Origin of the sequence: Natronorubrum amylolyticum, assembly GCF_052040145.1 — an archaeon.
In the GTDB taxonomy this organism is placed as follows: Archaea; Halobacteriota; Halobacteria; order Halobacteriales; family Natrialbaceae; genus Natronorubrum.
The window spans coordinates 440,579-460,184 of the sequence record NZ_JBPPFW010000001.1; the positions used below are offsets into that span (position 1 = coordinate 440,579).

General features: G+C 64.7%; 17 protein-coding genes. 12 read left to right on the forward strand and 5 right to left on the reverse strand.

The annotated features are described in order from the left end of the window. Positions 1-78: 78 nt before the first annotated feature. On the forward strand, positions 79-1,266 hold the full coding sequence (locus ACSFDB_RS02225; RefSeq protein ID WP_440769411.1) for a DHH family phosphoesterase: 1,188 nt from the start codon (positions 79-81) through the stop codon (positions 1,264-1,266). 101 nt (positions 1,267-1,367) lie between these two features. Here ACSFDB_RS02225 and glmM read toward each other — a convergent pair whose 3' ends face one another. After that, entirely contained in the window at positions 1,368-2,726 is a 1,359-nt protein-coding gene (glmM, locus tag ACSFDB_RS02230) for a phosphoglucosamine mutase (RefSeq protein WP_440769412.1), read from the reverse strand. Positions 2,727-2,943: 217 nt separating this feature from the next. Here glmM and ACSFDB_RS02235 point away from each other — a divergent pair, with 217 nt between their 5' ends. From ACSFDB_RS02235 to ACSFDB_RS02265, 7 genes are all read left to right on the forward strand, one after another. Then, the gene (locus ACSFDB_RS02235) at positions 2,944-3,252 is read left to right on the forward strand and encodes a transcription factor S (RefSeq protein ID WP_440769413.1); all 309 of its coding nucleotides are present in this window, start codon (positions 2,944-2,946) and stop codon (positions 3,250-3,252) included. Between the two features lie 140 nt (positions 3,253-3,392). Then, complete coding sequence (locus tag ACSFDB_RS02240; protein WP_440769414.1) at positions 3,393-3,701, forward strand: DUF7518 family protein; 309 nt, start codon at positions 3,393-3,395, stop codon at positions 3,699-3,701. A 110-nt stretch (positions 3,702-3,811) separates the two neighbouring features. Continuing rightward, a complete protein-coding gene (gene smc / locus ACSFDB_RS02245; RefSeq protein ID WP_440769415.1) occupies positions 3,812-7,399 on the forward strand; it encodes a chromosome segregation protein SMC in 3,588 nt (1,195 codons plus the stop codon). Between the two features lie 199 nt (positions 7,400-7,598). Continuing rightward, positions 7,599-8,666 (forward strand): segregation/condensation protein A, encoded by a 1,068-nt coding sequence (locus ACSFDB_RS02250; RefSeq protein ID WP_440769416.1) that lies wholly within the window; start codon positions 7,599-7,601, stop codon positions 8,664-8,666. A 96-nt stretch (positions 8,667-8,762) separates the two neighbouring features. Further along, complete coding sequence (locus ACSFDB_RS02255) at positions 8,763-9,431, forward strand: DUF8108 domain-containing protein (protein WP_440769417.1); 669 nt, start codon at positions 8,763-8,765, stop codon at positions 9,429-9,431. Between the two features lie 74 nt (positions 9,432-9,505). After that, entirely contained in the window at positions 9,506-10,969 is a 1,464-nt protein-coding gene (locus tag ACSFDB_RS02260; protein ID WP_440769418.1) for an MATE family efflux transporter, read from the forward strand. 164 nt (positions 10,970-11,133) lie between these two features. Beyond that, entirely contained in the window at positions 11,134-11,325 is a 192-nt protein-coding gene (locus ACSFDB_RS02265; RefSeq protein ID WP_440769419.1) for a hypothetical protein, read from the forward strand. A 105-nt stretch (positions 11,326-11,430) separates the two neighbouring features. On the opposite strand, the gene ACSFDB_RS02270 is transcribed toward ACSFDB_RS02265, so the two are convergent. Continuing rightward, a complete protein-coding gene (locus tag ACSFDB_RS02270; protein ID WP_440769420.1) occupies positions 11,431-12,129 on the reverse strand; it encodes a phosphoribosyltransferase in 699 nt (232 codons plus the stop codon). A 134-nt stretch (positions 12,130-12,263) separates the two neighbouring features. Here ACSFDB_RS02270 and ACSFDB_RS02275 point away from each other — a divergent pair, with 134 nt between their 5' ends. Continuing rightward, complete coding sequence (locus ACSFDB_RS02275; RefSeq protein ID WP_440769421.1) at positions 12,264-13,586, forward strand: chymotrypsin family serine protease; 1,323 nt, start codon at positions 12,264-12,266, stop codon at positions 13,584-13,586. 35 nt (positions 13,587-13,621) lie between these two features. Here ACSFDB_RS02275 and ACSFDB_RS02280 read toward each other — a convergent pair whose 3' ends face one another. After that, complete coding sequence (locus ACSFDB_RS02280; protein WP_440769422.1) at positions 13,622-14,344, reverse strand: class I SAM-dependent methyltransferase; 723 nt, start codon at positions 14,342-14,344, stop codon at positions 13,622-13,624. Positions 14,345-14,483: 139 nt separating this feature from the next. Between ACSFDB_RS02280 and thiC the strand changes: the two genes are divergently transcribed. Then, the gene (gene thiC / locus ACSFDB_RS02285) at positions 14,484-15,974 is read left to right on the forward strand and encodes a phosphomethylpyrimidine synthase ThiC (protein ID WP_440769423.1); all 1,491 of its coding nucleotides are present in this window, start codon (positions 14,484-14,486) and stop codon (positions 15,972-15,974) included. Between the two features lie 91 nt (positions 15,975-16,065). Beyond that, positions 16,066-16,965, forward strand: a complete 900-nt coding sequence (locus ACSFDB_RS02290) for a PhzF family phenazine biosynthesis protein (RefSeq protein WP_440769424.1) — start codon at positions 16,066-16,068, stop codon at positions 16,963-16,965. A 101-nt stretch (positions 16,966-17,066) separates the two neighbouring features. On the opposite strand, the gene ACSFDB_RS02295 is transcribed toward ACSFDB_RS02290, so the two are convergent. Beyond that, the gene (locus ACSFDB_RS02295; RefSeq protein WP_440769425.1) at positions 17,067-17,678 is read right to left on the reverse strand and encodes a hypothetical protein; all 612 of its coding nucleotides are present in this window, start codon (positions 17,676-17,678) and stop codon (positions 17,067-17,069) included. A gap of 109 nt (positions 17,679-17,787) precedes the next feature. Next, positions 17,788-18,504 carry a helix-turn-helix domain-containing protein gene (locus ACSFDB_RS02300; RefSeq protein ID WP_440769426.1) on the reverse strand — a complete coding sequence of 239 codons (717 nt, stop codon included), beginning with the start codon at positions 18,502-18,504 and terminating at the stop codon, positions 17,788-17,790. Positions 18,505-18,748: 244 nt separating this feature from the next. On the opposite strand from ACSFDB_RS02300, the gene ACSFDB_RS02305 reads away from it, so the two are divergent. After that, positions 18,749-19,606, forward strand: a complete 858-nt coding sequence (locus ACSFDB_RS02305) for an SDR family NAD(P)-dependent oxidoreductase (RefSeq protein ID WP_440769427.1) — start codon at positions 18,749-18,751, stop codon at positions 19,604-19,606.

Below are 19,606 nucleotides of genomic sequence, written 5' to 3' on the forward strand. Positions count from 1 at the left end.
CGCCGATACGCGCAGATATTGACGATAAACTATCGCCAGAGGGAAAAATTTCTTAGGGATTCACTTTGATTGTCGGGTATGAGCGACCGGGACCTCTCGATCAGCAGCGTCTTTCTCGAGCCCGACGCCTTGCTGGTCGAGAGCGTCGTCGACGAACTCCAGGCCCTCGAGCCGCTGGTGCTCTCCCTGCTCGTCCTCGCGACCGTCGCCGTCGTCGTCGGCGGCTGGTGGGTCGTCCGCTGGTTTCGTCGACCACCCGGCGTCCGCATCCAGCGCTTGCTGGGGAACTACGACGAGATCGCGGTGTTGATGCACCCGAACCCGGACCCCGACGCCATGTCCTGTGCGATGGGGATCGCCCGAATCGCCGAGGCCGTCGACACCGAGGCGACGCTGCAGTACGCCGGCGAGATCCGCCACCAGGAGAATCGCGCGTTCCGAACCGTTCTCGATCTTGAACTCGAGTCGATCGAATCGAGCTCGCAGCTCGCCGCCGACGCCGTCGTCCTCGTCGATCACAACACGCCGCGGGGCTTCGCGGGGTCACAAACCGTCGAACCGATCGCGGTCGTCGACCACCACCCCGGCAACGGGGCCGGGACGGAGTTCACCGACGTTCGGACCGACTACGGCGCCGCGTCGACGATCCTCGTCGAGTATCTGGACGAACTCGGCGCGACGATGGCGGCGGAGGGTGGCAACGGGTTCGAGATCTCGGAGGAGCTCGCCACGGGGCTCCTGTACGGCATTCAGTCGGATACGAACCGGTTGACGAACGGCTGCTCGCGGGCCGAGTTCGACGCCTGCGCCTCGCTGTTTTCGGGTATCGACGAGGATCTCCTCGATCGGATCGCCAACCCGCAGGTCAGCGACGACGTGCTACGTGTCAAAGCGACGGCCATCACCGAAAAACGCGTCGAAGGTCCGTTCGCCGTCTGTGACGTGGGCACGCTCTCGAACACCGACGCGATTCCCCAAGCCGCGGACGAACTCATGCATCTCGAGGGCGTCACGGCGGTCGTCGTCTACGGCCAGAACGACAGCACGATCCACCTCTCGGGTCGCTCGCGGGACGACCGCGTCCACATGGGCGAGACCCTGCGCCACGCGATCAGCGACATTCCGATGGCCAACGCGGGCGGCCACGCCCGGATGGGCGGCGGGCAGGTCTCCGTCGATCACATGGAGGGGATCGGGCCCTCCGACGGCATCAGCAAACCCGAGTTCGAAGAACGGCTCTTTTCGGCGATGGCCGGCGAGCGGTAATCGACCGGTCCGAAGAATAAGACGGACACGAAGGACGGTGACCGCTCGAGCGTGTCGCTTCCGCCGAATCGAATCCGCGCGTTCGAGTCGGAAACCGGGCGCTACTCAGCGGACGGCGTTTCGGTGGTCCCGCGCGGTTCGCCTCCGTCGGTCGCCGCGAGGACGATCTCGCGAGCGTCTTCGAACAGCTCCTCGGCTCGCTCCGGATCGCGCGCCTCGGCCGTGATCCGAACGACCGATTCGGTCCCGCTCGGACGGACGAGCGTCCAGCCGTCGCCGTGGTCGATTCGAACGCCGTCGAGGGCGTCAACCTCGAGGTCGCGCTCCCGGACCGTCGCCTCGACGCGCTCCATGACGGCCGCCTTGTCCGTCACGTCGATCGAGGTCCGGCGGATCGGATACGTCTCGAGGTCGTCGACCAGCTCGGCAAGCGAGCCCGCGCGTTTGGTCATCGCGGCGAGTTTCGCGGCTGCGAGCGGGCCGTCCGGGCAGAGCGTCTCCTCGGGCCAGATCCACGCGCCGCTCGGTTCGCCGCCGAAGACGACGTCGGGTTCGGTCGCCCGCTCCGCGACGTAGACGTCGCCGACGGCCGTTCGCGTCACCGAGGCACCCGCGGCCGCTACCGCATCGTCGACCGCGAGGCTCGTATCCACCGGCGCGGCGATCCGGTCGCCGTCGCCGGCCATCTCCCGAGCGAACAGCGCGAGCAGGAGGTCTTTCGGAACGAACCGGCCGCGTTCGTCCACCGCCACCATGCGGTCGCCGTCGCCGTCGTGGGCGATTCCGAGGTCCGCATCCGTTGCGCCGACCAACCGCTGGAGATCCTCGAGCGTCTCCTCGTTCGGTTCGCTCGGCCGGCCCGGGAAGCGGCCGTCCTGCTGGGCGTTCAGCGTTCGCACCTCGCAGCCGAGGTCGACCAGCGCCTCCGCCGTCACGCTGCCCGCGCCGTTGCCGACGTCGATCACGACGTCGAGTCCGGAGAGGTCGTCGACGGTATTCATGATCGTTTCGGCGTGTCGCTCGAGCAGTCCCTCACGTCGTTTCCGGTCGCCGATCCCGTCCCAGGGCTCGAGGTCGTAGCGCTCGTTCTCGACCCGGTCCGTGATCGCCGCGCGGCGCTCGGTGTCGAACGCCTGGCCGGAGGGCGACCAGAGCTTGATTCCGTTGTCGGTCTTCGGGTTGTGCGAGGCAGTGATCACGACGCCCGCGTCCGCGTCGAGCCAGTCGACGCCGCGGGCGATGGTCGGGGTCGGCGCGATCCCGATCTCGAACACGTCGCCGCCACACTCCCGGATCCCGGCGCTGAGCGCATCGACCAGCATCGTCCCGCTCTCGCGGACGTCGCGGCCGACGACGACGCGTTCGTACCCCTCGGATGCCAGCGCACGGCCGACCGAGAGCGCCAGTTCGGCCGTTACCTCCTCGCCCACCGCCCCGCGAATTCCGCTCGTTCCGAACATAGCCGGGGCTACCACGACCGGGTATATAAAAATCGGATTTCCGTCCGGCGTTCTGAGAGCGGCTACCATGGGTTCGACGCCCGAGTGCCACAGTGAGTTCGCTCGCGTTCACGACTGCGAATTGCGATCATGTTCGCCCTCGATCGTGTTCGGATCGATTCCCCGATGGCTCCAAACGGGTCGCTTAAGTCTCTCGGCCGACGTAGGCCGGACACTAATGGAATTTTGCGACGAATGCGGTTCGATGATGAAAGCCGACGACGGGCTGTGGGAGTGTGGCAGCTGTGGCTTTACGAAGCCGAAAGGTGACGCGGACGAGTACATCGTGACGGACGACCAGGAGGCCGGCGAGATTATCGAGTCCTCCGGCGAGACCTCCCTGCCGGAGACCGACGCGCTCTGTCCCGAGTGCGGTCACGACCGGGCCTACTGGTACATGCAACAGATTCGATCGGCCGACGAGAGCGAGACGCGCTTTTTCATCTGTTCGGAGTGCGAGCACAAGTGGCGCGAAGACGATAACTAATCGTCTCACCTGTCCTCACTACCGGTCCGGAACAGTAGTATCGATCGAACGGCGATCCGATCGTCAGCCAGGCAGAATGTACCAGCCAAATTAATTTTGTCTGACGTACGTTTATGTGGCCGGACGGACCCCTAGGAGATATGTCGAAAAATCGCGTCGAGGAACTCGAATCGACGGTTGCGGAACTCGAGTCGACGGTAGAAGGGCTGACGGACGAACTCATTGAATCCAAGGAGCGAATTCGCGTGCTCGAGGCCGAACTCGACACCGAGTCGCCGACACGCGTACCCGAGCGACGCGGCGGCAAGGACGCGGAGTCGGCAGAGGACGTGACACAGGAAGCTGCACCGGACGAGGTCGCGGAAGCCGCGGCCGACGCCGACAGCGAAGAGGCGACGGCCCAGGACGAAGCGGAAGACTCAGGTAGCGACGACATTATTGTCGCATAACTGCGTGGCGACGGCGCGGCCCCGGTCGACCGTCGACGGTATCGACGGCAGCCGACCCCGCGACGAAACTCGTCACGATCCCCGGGAGAGACGGAGGGCTCGAGAAGAGAATGTATATCAAGGCACTCGTTCTGGACAATTTCAAGAGCTTCGGCCGAAAGACGAAGATCCCCTTTTACGAGGATTTCACGGTCGTCACGGGACCGAACGGTTCCGGGAAATCGAACATCATCGACGCCGTCCTCTTCGCGCTCGGACTGGCCCGCACGCGCGGGATCCGCGCGGAGAAGCTGACTGATCTCATCTACAACCCCGGTCACGAGGACGGCAACGACTCCGGCGGCCCGCGCGAGGCGACCGTCGAAGTGATTTTAGATAACTCCGATCACACCCTCGAGCGGACGCAGGTCGTCAACGCCGCCGGCAGCGACGACGTCGGCGACGTCGACGAGATTCGCATCCGCCGCCGGGTCAAGGAGACCGAGGACAACTACTACTCGTACTACTACCTCAACGACCGCTCGGTCAACCTTTCGGATATACAGGACTTACTCGCACAGGCCGGCGTCACGCCGGAGGGGTACAACGTCGTCATGCAGGGCGACGTGACCGAGATCATCAACATGACGCCCCACGCACGCCGGCAGATCATCGACGAGATCGCCGGCGTCGCCGAGTTCGACGCGAAAAAGGAGGACGCGTTCGGGGAACTCGAGGTCGTCGAGGAGCGAATCGACGAGGCCGAGTTGCGCATCGAGGAGAAGCGAGACCGACTCACCCAGCTCGAGGACGAACGCCAGGAAGCGCTTCGGTACCGCCGGCTCCGCCGCGAGAAGGAGGAGTACGAGGGGTACAAGAAGGCCAGCGAACTCGAGGAGAAGCGCGCGGACCTCGACGCTGCCCGGTCGAAAGCCGAGGGGCTCGCCGAAGATCTCGAAGAGCTCCAGCGGGAACTCGACGAGCGCGAAGGGACGGTGCTCCGCCTGCAGGAGGACCTCGAGGATTTGAACGCCGAGATCGAGCGCAAGGGCGAGGACGAGCAGCTGCGAATCAAAAGCGAGATCGAGGAGATCAAAGGCGAGATTTCCCGCTTCGAGGACAAGATCGAAGCCAGCGAGGAGGCGATCGAGGAGGCGGAATCCAACCGCCGCGAGGCGTTCGTCCAGATCGACCGCAAACAGGAGACGATCGAGGAGCTCGGCGACGAGATGCGCGAGCACAAACTCGAGAAGGCCTCGATCACGAGCGAGATTCAAGAGCGCGAGACCGAACGCGACGAGCTCGAGGCCGAGATCGACGCCGTCGACACCGAGTTCGACGAGCTCAAAGCGGATCTATCCGAGCGGAAGGACGATCTCGAGGAGGCCAAGACGACCAAAAACGACCTCCAGCGCGAGCAGGACCGCTTGTTGGACGAGGCGCGTCGACGGTCGAACGAAATCGGCGAGAAAGAGGAGACGATCGAAGAGCGCCGCGAGGAGATTCCCGAGATCGAGAGCAAGCGCTCCGAACTCGAGCGAGAACTCGAGAAGGCCGAAAAGAACCGCGCGAATATCGCGGGCGTCGTCGACGACCTCAAGGACGAAAAGCGACGCCTCCAGTCGGATGTCGACGACGTCGACGACGATATCCAGGCGAAACAACAGGAGTACGCCGAACTCGAGGCCAACGCGGGCGAGAGCGGCGACTCCTCCTTCGGTCGTGCGGTGACGACGATCCTCAACGCGGGGATCAACGGGGTCCACGGCGCGGTCGCCCAGTTGGGCACCGTTGCCGGCGAGTACGCCGTCGCCTGTGAGACCGCGGCGGGCGGTCGACTCGCGAACGTGGTCGTCGACGACGACGTCATCGGCCAGCAGTGTATCGACCACCTCAAGTCGCGCAACGCGGGTCGGGCGACGTTCCTGCCGATGACGGACATGAGCCAGCGTCGGCTGCCCAACGCGCCGAGCGATCCCGGGGTCGTCGACTTCGCGTACAACCTGGTCGACTTCGACGGGCAGTACAGCGGCGTCTTCTCGTACGTGCTCGGCGATACGCTCGTCGTCGAGGACTTAGAGACCGCCCGCTCGTACATGGGCGACTATCGCATGGTCACCCTCGACGGCGACTTAGTCGAGAAGAGCGGCGCGATGACCGGCGGTTCCGGCGGCGGTTCACGCTACTCCTTCACCGGCGGCGGCGAGGGCCAACTCGAGCGCGTCGCGAAACAGATCACCGAGTTGCAGGACGAACGCGAGGAACTACGCGAGGAGCTGCGCGGCGTCGAGGAGCGACTCGACAACGCCCGCGACCGCAAGACCGACGCGGCCGACGAGGTGCGTTCGATCGAGAGCAGCCTCGAGAGCCTCGCGGAGCGACGCGAGTCCGTCGAGGAGGAGATCGAGACGCTCGAGGACGACCTCGCGGAGCTCGAGGACGAACGCGAGTCCGTCGACGAACGGATGACCGAGATCTCGGGCGAGATCGAGGAAAAGACCGCCGCAGTCGAGGCGATCGAAGCGGATATCGACGAACTCGAGACCGAACTCGCGGACTCGAAGATTCCGGAACTCACCGCACAGATCGAAGAGTTAGAAGCCGAGATCGACGAGCGCGAGGACCGCATCTCGGACATCGACAGCAAGCTCAACGAACTGAGCTTGGAGAAGGAGTACGCCGAGGACGCCATCGAGGACCTCCACGACGACATCGAGACGGCCCAGAACCGCACGGCGGAGCACGAAGACCGGATCGAGGAGTACGAGGCGGAGATCGAGGACAAACGCGAGACGCTCGAGGACAAACACGAGGCCGTCGCGGACTTAGAGGACGAACTCGCGGAGTTGAAAGACGAGCGCGGCGACCTGAAGGAGGAGCTTTCCGAGGCTCGGACGAGTCGCGACCAGCAACAGGACCGGGTCAACGCCGTCGAGAGCAAGCTCGAAAACACCCGCAGCAAAGTCGGCGACCTCGAGTGGGAGATCGAGAGCCTCGAGAGCGAGGTCGGCGACTACGACCCCGAGGACGTGCCGGACCACGAGACGGTCCTCGAGATGATCGAGTACCTCACCGCCGACATGGAGGCGATGGAGCCCGTCAACATGCTCGCGATCGACGAGTACGACGACGTCCGGAGCGATCTCGAGGAACTCGAGGACGCGCGGGCGACGCTGGTCGAGGAGGCCGAGGGGATCCGCGATCGGATCGAACAGTACGAGACCCAGAAGAAGCGGACGTTCATGGACTCCTACGACGAGATCGCCGCCCAGTTCACGGAGATCTTCGAGAAGCTCTCGGAGGGAACCGGGACGCTGCACTTAGAGAACGAGGACGACCCGTTCGACGGCGGGTTGACGATGAAGGCCCAGCCGGGCGACAAGCCGATTCAGCGACTCGACGCGATGTCCGGCGGGGAGAAGTCCCTGACGGCGCTCGCCTTTATTTTCGCCATCCAGCGGCACAACCCGGCGCCGTTCTACGCGTTAGACGAGGTCGACGCCTTCCTCGACGCCGTCAACGCCGACCGGATCGGCGAGATGGTCGACGAACTCTCCGAGAAGGCCCAGTTCGTCGTCGTCTCCCACCGCAGCGCCATGCTCGACCGCTCCGAGCGAGCCATCGGCGTCACGATGCAACAGGACAACGTCAGCGCGGTGACGGGAATCGACCTGAGCGACGGGTCCGGCGAGGGTGAGGAGGTGCCGGCGAGTGACTAGCGAGGGGCCCGAGGAGCCTGAGGCGACGACGGGGTCCTCGGATACGCGAACGGAGAGCGGAGCGAACCGTGAGCAGAGCGAACGGCCCGAGGGGCCGAAAGCGACGACGGGGTCCTCGGATACGCGAACGGAGAGCGGAGCGAACCGTGAGCGAAGCGAACGGCCCGAGGAGCCAGAAACGACGGCGAGGTCCTCGACTATGCGAACAGAGGGCGACGCGAACGGAGAGCCGAGCGACCAGCCCGAGGACGAGTTCTATACGGACGGCGGGAAAGACGATATCCCGCTGAACATTGCGGGCCACGAGGATCGGGAGCCGCCGGGCGAGTCGTCGGACTCGAGCACCGATCACCGAGCACCGGACGCCGGCGAATCGGTCCTCGAGTTCTCCGAAGACGGCGAAATCGCCGCGAGCAGTGAGGACGAAATCGGCGAGGAGTCCGACGAGGGAGAGGAAGAGGTCGAACCCGTCGAGCTGCTGGTCCAGCTCGCCAAGGACGGCGAAATCGACCCCTGGGACATCGACATCGTCGCGGTGACGGATAAGTTCCTCGAGGCGATCGAGGACGCGGATCTCCGCACCTCGGGCCGAGCGCTGTTCTACGCGAGCGTCCTCCTGCGGATGAAAAGCGACGAGCTGTTCGCCCCGGACGAACCCGACGAGGAGGAGCTCCCACCGTGGGAGGCGCCGTTCGCCGACGAAGGACCGATGGACGGCGGCGAGGACGGCAGCGATGGCGGCCCGCCCGGCTTCGACCCCGTCGAGGGCCTCGAGGCGGAGATGGAGCGCCGCCTCGAGCGCAAGCAGGCCCGCGGGAAGCCCGAAACGCTCGACGAACTGGTGCGGGAACTGCGCGGGGCCGAACGCGGAACGTGGTGGAAGGAGTCCCGGACCTACGACACCAGCGACTCCCCGCGGGGCTACGACCGCGGAATGCAGGAGCTGAACTACCACTCGGGCGACGACTTCCGGGTGGACGACGAGCCGACGAGCGACGACGTCACGCACACGACCCACGAGGAGGACATCGAGGCCGTCATCGACGACGTCGAATCCGAACTCGAGTCCCAGTACGAGCAGGGCCGCGAGGAGGTTCTGTACGCCGAAATTGACGCCATCGGCGGCACGCGCGTGATGACCTACCTAGCGCTCCTCTTTCTTGCCCACCGGGGCCGGGTGCGTCTCGAGCAGGACGAACTGTTCGGCGACCTCTGGGTCCAGGACGCGACGGTCGAGACGGAAGCGACCGAAGCGATTGCGGACTGATCGCGGACGAAGACAGCGCAGATCGCACAGTGACGGATCGACTCGAGTGCGGAACTGCCACAAACGTTTACCGAGCACCGTTCGAACGTCGAGTCGATGTCCAGGCCAACCGACGAGCGACCGGACGACGCGGCGTTTCGCGTCCGCGTCGAGACGTTCGCGCTCCTGCGGCGAGTGCTCCCGGTCGGGGCCCTCGCGGGATCGCTCGTCGGCCCGTTCGTCTTCGTCGACTCGAGTACCGCGGTCTGGCTCTCGATGGCGTGCTTTTTCGGGACGCTGTTCGTCCTCTGGACGCTTCAGGGACTGCCGCTGTATCCAGCTCACACGTTCGGGATCGAGTACCGATTCGAAGACGAGCGCTTCGAGTCGGATCAGCGGCAGTGCGTTCGCTGTAAGGCGATGGTCGAGGACGGAACGCACCGTCGCTACGCGCGCCAGTTCGTCGTTCTCGGGGTACCGGTTCACACGCTCGCGTGGGGACACAACGAGTTCTGTCCGGACTGTCTCGACATCGATCCGCACGGGGCGAGTGGCTCCGAATCGCGAGAGACGCGTGAGTCCGCGCCCGGATCGACCGTCGACGGAGCGGGCGGGTCGGCGGACTCGAGGGACGGGGCAGAACGGGCAGACCCGGTCGGTGATACCGCATACAACCAGCAACCCGGTGACACACCCGGAACCGAGATCGTCCGTCGCGTCGACCTCCACGACGAGACGACGGCACTCGAGGTCGAGCGGGCCTTCGACGACGGCGACTCGTATTAGTGTGTGTGTACGATAGTGGTTGTCGATATCACACCTCACGAGAAAACAAGTAAGTCGAGCGATAGGCAGGTAGTATGTCCTCCGGTGAGTCGCCGGACGAGAGTGACCTCACGGAGGGGTCGCTCGTCCGGCCGATGTTCAAGCTGGCGTGGCCGCTCGTGGTCATCCAGCTCCTGCAGGTCGCCTACAACGTCGGCGACACCTTCTGGCTCGGCGCGCTCTCGCCCGACGCCGTGGGTGCGGTGAGCCTCGCCTTTCCGCTCCTCTTTCTGGTGATCGCAGTTGGAGCCGGCTTCACGACGGCCGGCGCGATCCTGATCGCCCAGCACACGGGTGCCGACAGCGGGAAGGGCGGCCTGATCGCCGGCCAGACCATCTCGTTCATCTCGATCATCGCGGTCGTCCTCGGCATTATCGGCTACTTCGCGACCCAGCCGATGCTCGACGTCCTCCCCGCCGACAGCGACACCCGGGAGGCGATCCTCCCGCTGGCGGCCGACTACCTCCAAATCTTCTTCCTCGGCGTGCCCTTCGTCTTCGGCTTCTTCGTCTTCGCCGCGCTCATGCGGGGCTACGGCAACACCCGCGCGCCGATGCGGGTGATGTTCATCAGCGTCGTCATCAACCTCGTGATCGACCCGCTGCTCATCTTCGGCGTCGGGCCGCTCCCCCGCCTCGAGATCGCCGGCGCCGCCGTCGCAACCGTGATCTCTCGAGGGATCGCGACGCTGATCGGGTTCTACCTGCTGTACTACACGGACGTCGGTCCCGACATCGAGTTCGGCCACCTTCGCCCGCGCCTCGAGTACGTCTCCGAAATCACCCGGCTAGGAGTCCCGACGGCGCTCGAGCAGTCGATGACGGCGCTGGCGCTGGTCGGTATGACCGCGATGGTCGTCACCTTCCCGCCGGCGGTCGTCGCGGCCTACGGGCTGGGCAACCGGCTGATCTCGCTCGCGTTCCTGCCGGCGATGGGGGTGGGACAGGCGACGGACTCGATCGTCGGCCAGAACCTGGGCGCTGGCAAGGCCGAGCGGGCCGAGAAGGCGACGTGGATCGCCTCGGGCGTCGTCGCGGGGATCATGTTCGTCGCCGGCGCGCTCGCCTTCCTCTTCCCGGAGCCGTTCGTCGCGGTGTTCCTCACGGCCGAGGAGGCCGGCCGCGCCGAGACGCTCGCATACGGCGTCACCTACCTCCAGTTTGCCGCGTTCGCGTTCGTCTTCATGGGCGTCATGCAGGTCATTCAGGGCGCGTTCCGGGGCGCTGGGAACACGAAGACGGCGCTCGCGTTCGCGGTCCTCGGTCTCTGGGTCGTTCGCGTGCCGGTCACGTACTACCTGATCTTCGTCGCCGGCTGGGGAACGACGGGGATCTGGACCGGCGTCATCATCGGTGATATTGTCGGCGCGATCGCCGCCGTCGCGTGGTTCACACGAGGCACGTGGAAGGAGTCGCTGCTCGACGATGGTGGCGACGACGGGACGGATTCGATGACGGGAGCGACCGACTCGAGCGACGCCGAATCCGTCGCCGAGTAACGAACGCGTTGGATTCGGTATCTATCCGTTCGAAACGGTGTCGAAACCGATAGCCGGAATCGATGCGATGGCACCACCTCTCAACTGCGAACACGTACTGCTTTTCCTTCAACCCTAATCTGTTTGGAAGATGCCTCAAGCAGGGTGGTGGTGTACGAGAGCGTATGCTCACGAACAGGGAGTCAACCGATGTGGACGACGGACCGAAGCAGTACCTCGTGACGTGCGAGAGCTGCTCGTTCGAACACGCGGCCGACGGTCGCGAGCGCGCGACGGCGATCGGCACCGATCACCACCTGGAGACGCGCCACGAAGTCGTCGCCTTCGAGGTTCCGCCCTCGCTCGGGTCGCCGTAAGCTCGTCCGGTCTCGAGTCGAACGCGGCCGTCTCGAGTCACGGCGCTACGGGCGCGTTCGGATCCAGTCGATCCGCCAGGCAATCCGCTCGGCGCGTAGACGCCGTCAGTCGTCGCCGAGCGTCCACTCGCCCGGTCCGGCGGACTCGAGGACGTCGCGTCGCTCCATCTCGTTTAGCACTTCCGGAACGCGATCCGGTTGAGCGATCTCCATCTCGATGCGATCGATGCCGTGGAACTCGGCGAGATAGTGGCGGATCTCTTCCTGCGTGAACGACTCCTGTTCGGCCTGATCCATCACGCCGGAGATGAGATCGATCATGTCTTCGATGAAATTCCAGGGGTAAACGATCCAGGTCCACTCGTCTAAGTGTTCGCCGACGTAGTCGGGTTCGAACTCGCTGGTTCCGAGCAACTGGAGCGTCGCGGTTCGAACCTCGCCGGCGCCCCGGTCGGTGACGTACTCGTGGGCGCGCTCGATGGAGCCGCCGGTGTCGGCGATATCGTCGATAATGAGGACGTCCTTCCCTTCGACGCTGCCCTCCGGCATGGGGTAGCGGACGGTCGGTTCGCCGCTCTTCTCGGCGGTCCCGACGTAGTGTTCCATCTTTAGGCTCGTCAGGTCGTCCAGTCCGAGGAAATCACAGAGACAACGGCCCGCGAACCAGCCCCCGCGGGCGAGCGCGACGACGACGTCGGGCTCGAACGCGTCGTCGCGAACCTCGTCGCTGACGTCGCGACAGAGGCCGTAGATGTACTCCCAGGTAGTGATCGTACAGTCGAAATCGTCCGGTAGATCGGACATCTGTTGGCACCTGTTCGGTCGCAGGGTGGCGATGCTCATAAGTGGGCTGAAACCCGCCGTCCTCACTGCGTGTCGTTCTCGGTTAAATTCAATACGCACTGGTTAGGATATTGTGTAGAACGGTGCAATAGCCCATGCCAACCACCCAGGACTACGAGTATCTCCTCGAGTGCAAGAACGTGATCGGCGTCGACTACGACGAGCGGGAGGACCGAGTGACCGTCTTCGTCACCCAGAAGGAGTCAGACGACTGTCTCGCCGACGAAGACCACGTCGCAAAGCGCGTGGCCGACGCGGGCGACGACGTGACCATCGACGTCGTCGATGCGGGCTACGGCGAGGAGCGCGAGGGGTTCGATGCGCTGTCGATGTACGAGACGGTCCCCGAAGCCGCACCCGGACGCGAAGGCCGCCACCGACCCGTCCCCGCGGGCGTCAGCGAGAGCAACGCGAACCTGACGGCGGGAACCGCCGGGCCGTATCCGGCTCGAGTGACCGATCCCGACGACGGGGACACCGTCTGGCGCGACGACATCGAGTCCGGCGATCTCGTTCGCCTCTCGAACAACCACGTCTACGCCCGATCGAACGAAGCGGACCCCGGCGCGCCGATCCGCCAGCCCTCGCCCCGCGACGGCGGCACCGAGGACGACGCCGTTGGCGAACTCGTCGGCTACGTCCCCATCGAGGAGGGCGTTCGGGTCGACGTCGCCGCCCGGTCGGCCGGCCCGGATCGGGACGCGGCCGACTACGTCGAACTCGAGGATGCGTGGCCGACCGGCGTTCGCCGCGAGGACTACGAGACACTGCGTGGCGAGACGGTGACGAAAACGGGCCGCACGACGGGCGTCACGAGCGCCGAAATCGAGGCGACAAGCGCCAGCGTCCGCGTGAACTTCGGCGAGGACCACGGCCCAGTACTGCTTCGCGAGCAGTTGGTCACCGGCCCGATGTCCGAGGGCGGCGATAGCGGGTCGCCGGTGTTCACACCGGACGGCGCGCTCGTCGGCCTGCTCTTCGCCGGCTCTGCCGAGCAAACGATCTGCAACCGGATCGGGCTGGTCGAGTCCGAACTCGGCGTCGAGATTCTGACGGCGGAGCCGGACGTGAACGGTGGTGACGGCGGAAGTGATGAGATCACCGTCCACACGACGACGCTCGATCACACCGTCTCCGTCGACCTCGAGCACTCGTCGCTCTCGCTCGAGTCGATTCGGTTCGAGGACCGGATTCGGCCCGGCGAGCGCGTCGAAGCCGTGGTCACCGTCGGTGCCGAGCCCGGGACGTACTGGCTCGCCATCGAGGACGAACGGACGACGGTTACGATCCCTGAGAACGGCGACGGCGGTGGGTCTCGAGGACGGGCGACGGCGAGTATTCTCGTCTCGGTTCCCGACGACGTCGACGACTCGCTGACGGTTCGTATTCGTGGTGGGCCCGTCGGGACGCTCGAGTAAGAAGTCAGACGCGTGCGACGGACCTCAGCAGTGTGTTAGGATGGTGCGACGAGGCGAAAACAGAGGAAGTTCGGACGAGTCGCCTCGTACGCGTACCGTTCCGGGTTCGCCTCGCGGTACGCTTCCGTCGGCGTCGGTTCGAGCAATCGGTCGAGCCGGAACCCGGCCTCGAGCGCGGGGGAAAGCATCGCGGAGAGCGGGCGGCGGTACGTCGGAACCTCCACCTCGGTACCGAACGAATCCCACGTCGCCGAGACCAGTTCCAGTTCGTGATAGTTCTCGGCGTCGTCGTACTCCTCGAAGTCCGCGTGGGGATGTTGCACCGAGCAAACGATCCAGCCGCCGGGAGTCAGTACCCGTCGGAGTTCACGAAACAGCGGTATCCACTCCTCTACGTAGTGCAACGCCAGCGAACTGGCGATGCCGTCGAACGCGTCGTCAGTGAACGGAAGCTCTCCCTCGAGATCAGCCCGAAGGTAGTCGGCGTCGGGGACCCGTTCTCGTGCGTACGCGAGCATCTCGCGGCTCGCGTCGAGACCGACGACGGCCGCACCGCGATCGGCGAGTTCGTCCGCGAGGTGACCGGCACCGCATCCGGCGTCGAGAACGCGTTTCCCCTCGGTCTCGGGGAGCAAGGAGAGCGTTGCCGGCCGTTCGAGATAGGCGTTCGACGGCTTCGTATCGCCCTCGCGGTCGTACCCCGCCGCGAGTTCCTCATAGGCGCGCTGGGCGACTGGCTGGTCCGGCGTCTCGGGCATTAGACGCACGGATACGCCGTTCGCATACAAATCTGTACATCTTCCGCGCTGAGTTTCGACAGCGTGCTGCCGGTGTTCGTTCACGCGATCTACGGCCAACGTCAGAGCTATATAACTCGATGATACAACCTAGTTATCGATGGCGCAAACACAGATCCAAGCCGCCTGCGAGGGGACGGTTACCGACGCGATGAAACGGGTCGCCGAACGCGAGAACCGAGAGCCGGAGTTCGTCCGGGAACAGGTCGCCGAGGGGCAGGCCGTGATTCCGGCGAACGTCAATCACGACGCGCTCGATCCGATGATCATCGGCCGCGAGTTCGCGACGAAAGTCAACGCGAACATCGGCAACAGCGAGACGACGAGCGACCTCGAGGAGGAGTTACGAAAGCTCCACACTGCGGTTCACTACGGCGCGGACACGGTGATGGATCTCGGCACGGGGAGCGATCTCGACGAGATCCGCGAAACGCACGTCGACCACTCGCCGGTGCCGATCGGCACGGTCCCGTTGTACGAGGCGGTAAAGCGGGCGGGAGGTCCCGAGGAACTCACGACGGAGTTGTTGCTCGAGGTCATCGAGAAACAGGCCGAACAGGGCGTCGACTACATGACGATCCACGCCGGAATCCTCGCGGAGCACTTGCCGCTGACCGACGGCCGGAAAACGGGAATCGTCTCCCGGGGCGGGTCGATTATGGCATCGTGGATGGAGAGCCACGGCGAGCAGAACCCGCTGTTTCAGGTGTACGACGACATCTGCGAGATCTTCGCCGAACACGACGTCACCTTCAGTTTGGGCGACAGTCTCCGGCCCGGCTGTCTGGCCGACGCCTGCGACGAGGCCCAGTACGCCGAGTTGGACACCTTGGGCGAACTGACCCGTCGCGCCTGGGAGCACGACGTGCAGGTGATGGTCGAAGGGCCGGGTCACGTTCCGATGCACAAGGTCGCCGAGAACGTCGAGCGCCAGCAGGCGGTCTGTGACGGCGCCCCGTTCTACGTCCTCGGCCCGCTCGTGACCGACATCGCGCCCGGCTACGACCACATCACGAGCGCCATCGGGGCTGCGATGGCGGCCGAGGCCGGCGCGGCGATGCTCTGCTACGTTACCCCGAAAGAGCACCTCGGGCTCCCCGACGAGGAGGACGTCCGTGACGGACTCGCGGCCTACCGAATCGCCGCCCACTCCGGCGACGTCGCGAACGAACGCCCCGGCGCGCGCGACTGGGACGACGCCCTTTCGGAGGCTCGCTATAATTTCGAGTGGCGCGAGCAGTTCGGCCTCGCGCTCGATCCCGACCGCGCCCGCGACTATCACGACCAGACGCTTCCCGAGGACAACTACAAGGAGGCCCGCTTCTGCTCGATGTGCGGCGTCGAGTTCTGTTCGATGCGGATCGACCAAGACGTTCGAGAATCGCGCCGCGATTCTCGAAGCAGTCAGAGCCCGGAGGGATCTGACCAGCCGCGCGAGGACGGGGAAATGGAGCGACTCGAGTCGACCACCGATCTCGAGGCCACCCCCGCAGCCGAGGTGAACCGTCCACCGGTCGGGACGCACGACTCGGACGGGCTGTCGACGATCGGGGACGAGAGTCGGTCCGTCGAGCAGGCCGGCGACGACTGAGAACCGTCGACGTACTGTGCAGTCCGAAGTCGACGGTCGCGGCGATACCGAGGACAGCAGATTGATACGTCGTTCGTCCCACGGAGGTGGTATGGACACGATTCGGATCTTGCAGGTCGACGCCTTTACCGACGAGCCGATGGCGGGGAATCCCGCCGGCGTCGTCCCCGAGGCCGACGGACTCTCAGACGACCAGATGCAGTCGATCGCCGCCGAGATGGCCGTCAGCGAGACGGCGTTTCTTCGCTCGAGCGAGACCGCCGACTACGGCATCCGCTACTTCACGCCGACACAGGAGGTCGACCTCTGCGGCCACGCGACGATCGGCAGCTTCGCCCACCTCCACGACGAGGGACTCGAGGCCGGCACGTACACCCTCGAGACGAACGTCGGGGAACTCGAGATCGAACTCGAGTCGGACGGCACGGTCTGGATGACACAGGACACCCCTCACATTCGCGAGGTCGACGTCGGCTACGACCGCGTCGCCGACGCGCTCGGTGTCGGTCAGGCGGCCCTCGAAGGGGCGAGTGACGACATTCCGCTCGCGGTGTCCTCGACGGGCCTTCCTTTCCTGATCGTCCCGATCACCTACCTCTCGGACCTCGGGAGCGCCGATCCCGATATGCACGCGATCGAGGAGTTGACCGAGGAGGTCGACGCCACCGGGATCTACCTCTTCACGTTCGACGCGCTCGACCGCGAGTCGACGCTCCACGGCCGAATGTTCGCCCCGGGAGCCGGCGTGCCCGAGGATCCGGTTACCGGCACCGCGAGCGGCTCCGTCAGCGCGTATCTCGACCGGTTCGGCGCGTTCGACGACGACTTCCCCGACGAACTCCGCCTCGAGCAGGGCCACTACGTCGACCGTCCGGGGCTGGTTCGGGCTCGCGTCGGGAGCGCAGTAGAAGTCGGCGGACGCGGCGTGACCGTCCTGGACGGCTCGCTGGTCGTCCCCGAGGACGACGAGGACGAGATTCTCGAAGCCTGATACGGTTTGCTGTAACGATGTACCGGTGGGACCGCAGGACGGATCGCGGTCCCACCGGAAGTGACTTACAGCAGACAGTATGGCGCGGTCGCGCGGTCTGACTACTCTCCCTCCTCGCGTTCGGCACCGTCGTCACGACTCGTATCGGATGCATCGCTCGAGGACCGAGGCGCCGAAACCGGCTCGGACGCGGATCGATCGCTCGAGTCGCCTGTCGATTCATCGCGTTTCTGCTCGGCTCTCGACGCATCGGGGACAGCGTTCGACTCGAGGTAGTCGTGTTCGTCGAACTGTGTGGTCGTCTCGCCGCGTTCTAACGCCTGTATCTCCCGTCTCGCTTCCGCGATTTCGGCCTCCATGCCGGCGAGTCGCTCGTCGAGTTTCCTGAGGGTCACGCGCGAACGTCCCTTGGAGCCGAGTCGCCGTGCAGCGGCTCGGCCGGATGCGCGCGGAAGCGTGAAAAAGAGCGCGTAGGCCGTTCCGAACCGCCAGACGACGAACCCGAGCAGGCAGAACAACAGCGTGATCGACGGATTTGCCTGTTCGATCGCAGGTCCCGGATTTAACGGATCTTCGAGGAGCAAGAGAAGTGCCGTTCGAAAGCCGGCGAGAAAACCGAATGCGACGACCGCCACGCCGGCCAGAAATGCACCGATCGTGAGCGCCCGGTAGATGATCGCCCACCGGACGGGATGACTGAGATCGAGATCCATACCGACGACAGTCACTAGATCGGCATAGTTTCTGCGACCGAGACGATGGTCGGGTGAGGGGGAGCGCTACGATTCGAGACGGTTCGGACGACGCGACGATGGCGGAAAATCACTGCGTTTCGCCGTCGTCGATGTTCTCGAGCGCCGTCAACGCCGCCTTCAGCACCTTTCGCTCGCTCCGGCGGAGATTCATCGAGACGGCGGTTTTCGAGATATCGAAGTGATCCGCCAGCTCCTCGAGTGTCGTCTCGCGAGGCGTCTCGTAGTAGCCGGCCCTCGAGGCAGCCTCGAACGTCGTGCGCTCGGTCTCGGTGAGGGATCGACAGCCATCGAGCAGCCGCATCGCGCTGTCGGAGTTCTCCAGTAAGTCGAACAGGGCTGTCGGGCCGAGCTGGTCGCGATCCTCGACGGTGAAGTCGTTGTGTCGCTCGAGTTCGGCGAGCGTGCGGTCTTCGTCCCCGTCGTCGTCGAAGCCGACGTGCCACCGTTCGCGGCCGTCTTCGATTCGGAACGGACCGGTGATGTAGCCGCCGTTCCGATCGATCGTTCGCATCGCGTTCGTCTCCTCGATCGTCGTGCCGATCTGGGCGACGGCGTCGCGCTTCGAGAGGATGTAACACTCCGTCATGTTCGGGTGCTCGCGAAGTTCGCGGAGTCCGGTCTCGAGCGCCCCCGTCGACTCCCCTTTCGCGATGAGACGCGTCTCGAGCGTCTCGTCGTCGGTGTCCAGTTGCCACTGGACGGCCGAGAAGGCGATATCGACGTCATCGGTCGTGTCGATGAACGGACAATCGTACTGTCGCATGTCGATATCAAGATCGATCATCACTAGGTGGAAAATCACATACAAGGTCTTAATATTTACCATCAGTAATCATATCCCTATGTCTCGAACGTACCAGTACCAATGACGGATCGGTGCGGCTTCGCTCGACCGTGAACCAAGAAGCCGATTTCGGGAATTGCACCACTGTACAGACACCGGCACGAAGGGCAAGCGAAAACGACCGTTGATATGTTAACGGACGGCTTTTAGCGCGTGCCAAGGTAACGTAGATCGAGCGAAAGTTATGTCTCAGGATCAGGTGACCCCGCCGACGGTGACGGAAGACGATATTCAATCGATCGACGACGACGCGTTCACGAGTCGGAACGTCTGTCTCGTCACGGGCGGCGGATCGGGGATCGGCAGAGCGACCGCCCTCGCCGCCGCCGGTAACGGACTCACGGTCGCCGCGACGGACATCGACGAGGACGGCCTTCAGGGGACGATCGAACGCGGCGAGGAACTCGGCCTCGAGGGCGAGATCGAGTCGATCGTCGGGGATCTGACCGACGACGACGATCTCGAGCGGATCGTCGAGGAGGCCACGCAGTACGGCGACCTCAAGTACCTCGCGAACGTCGCAGGGATGCAACACATCGATTCGATCGAGAACTTCCCGATGGACATGTACGATCGGATGCACGAGATCATGCTGCGAGCGCCGCTCTACCTCTCGAAGCTCTGCATGCCACACTTCCGGGAGACCGAGGACGGACGGGGCTGTATCGGCAACATGTGTTCGGTTCACGGCCACTACGTCACCAGCGACAAGGTGGGGTACAACGTCTCGAAGTTCGGGCTGCGGGGACTCACGCAGTCGATCGCCGCCGAAGGCGACGGCGACATTCGTGCGTTCTCGATCAGTACCGGCTACGTGAAGACCCCGCTCGTAACGGACCAGCTCGCGGACACCGCCGAGCAACGCGGCATCTCCGTCGACGAGGTAATCGAAGACGTGATGCTTGGCCAGTCCCGCGTCACGGAGATGATGGAACCGGTCGACGTCGCCAACCTCTACCTGATCGGCTTCTCCGATCTCGGCCGACACCTCGACGGCGGCGACCTATTGTTTGATGGCGGCATGACCCTAACCTACGAGTAA

Coding starts and splice junctions, on each gene's coding strand:
- ACSFDB_RS02300 (WP_440769426.1), bottom strand. CDS start 18,504: ATGATCGATCTTGATATCGACATGCGACAGTACGATTGTCCGTTCATC.
- ACSFDB_RS02260 (WP_440769418.1), top strand. CDS start 9,506: ATGTCCTCCGGTGAGTCGCCGGACGAGAGTGACCTCACGGAGGGGTCG.
- ACSFDB_RS02275 (WP_440769421.1), top strand. CDS start 12,264: ATGCCAACCACCCAGGACTACGAGTATCTCCTCGAGTGCAAGAACGTG.
- ACSFDB_RS02255 (WP_440769417.1), top strand. CDS start 8,763: ATGTCCAGGCCAACCGACGAGCGACCGGACGACGCGGCGTTTCGCGTC.
- ACSFDB_RS02290 (WP_440769424.1), top strand. CDS start 16,066: ATGGACACGATTCGGATCTTGCAGGTCGACGCCTTTACCGACGAGCCG.
- ACSFDB_RS02235 (WP_440769413.1), top strand. CDS start 2,944: ATGGAATTTTGCGACGAATGCGGTTCGATGATGAAAGCCGACGACGGG.
- thiC (WP_440769423.1), top strand. CDS start 14,484: ATGGCGCAAACACAGATCCAAGCCGCCTGCGAGGGGACGGTTACCGAC.
- ACSFDB_RS02280 (WP_440769422.1), bottom strand. CDS start 14,344: ATGCCCGAGACGCCGGACCAGCCAGTCGCCCAGCGCGCCTATGAGGAA.
- ACSFDB_RS02265 (WP_440769419.1), top strand. CDS start 11,134: ATGCTCACGAACAGGGAGTCAACCGATGTGGACGACGGACCGAAGCAG.
- ACSFDB_RS02295 (WP_440769425.1), bottom strand. CDS start 17,678: ATGGATCTCGATCTCAGTCATCCCGTCCGGTGGGCGATCATCTACCGG.
- ACSFDB_RS02305 (WP_440769427.1), top strand. CDS start 18,749: ATGTCTCAGGATCAGGTGACCCCGCCGACGGTGACGGAAGACGATATT.
- smc (WP_440769415.1), top strand. CDS start 3,812: ATGTATATCAAGGCACTCGTTCTGGACAATTTCAAGAGCTTCGGCCGA.
- ACSFDB_RS02270 (WP_440769420.1), bottom strand. CDS start 12,129: ATGTCCGATCTACCGGACGATTTCGACTGTACGATCACTACCTGGGAG.
- glmM (WP_440769412.1), bottom strand. CDS start 2,726: ATGTTCGGAACGAGCGGAATTCGCGGGGCGGTGGGCGAGGAGGTAACG.
- ACSFDB_RS02240 (WP_440769414.1), top strand. CDS start 3,393: ATGTCGAAAAATCGCGTCGAGGAACTCGAATCGACGGTTGCGGAACTC.
- ACSFDB_RS02250 (WP_440769416.1), top strand. CDS start 7,599: ATGCGAACAGAGGGCGACGCGAACGGAGAGCCGAGCGACCAGCCCGAG.
- ACSFDB_RS02225 (WP_440769411.1), top strand. CDS start 79: ATGAGCGACCGGGACCTCTCGATCAGCAGCGTCTTTCTCGAGCCCGAC.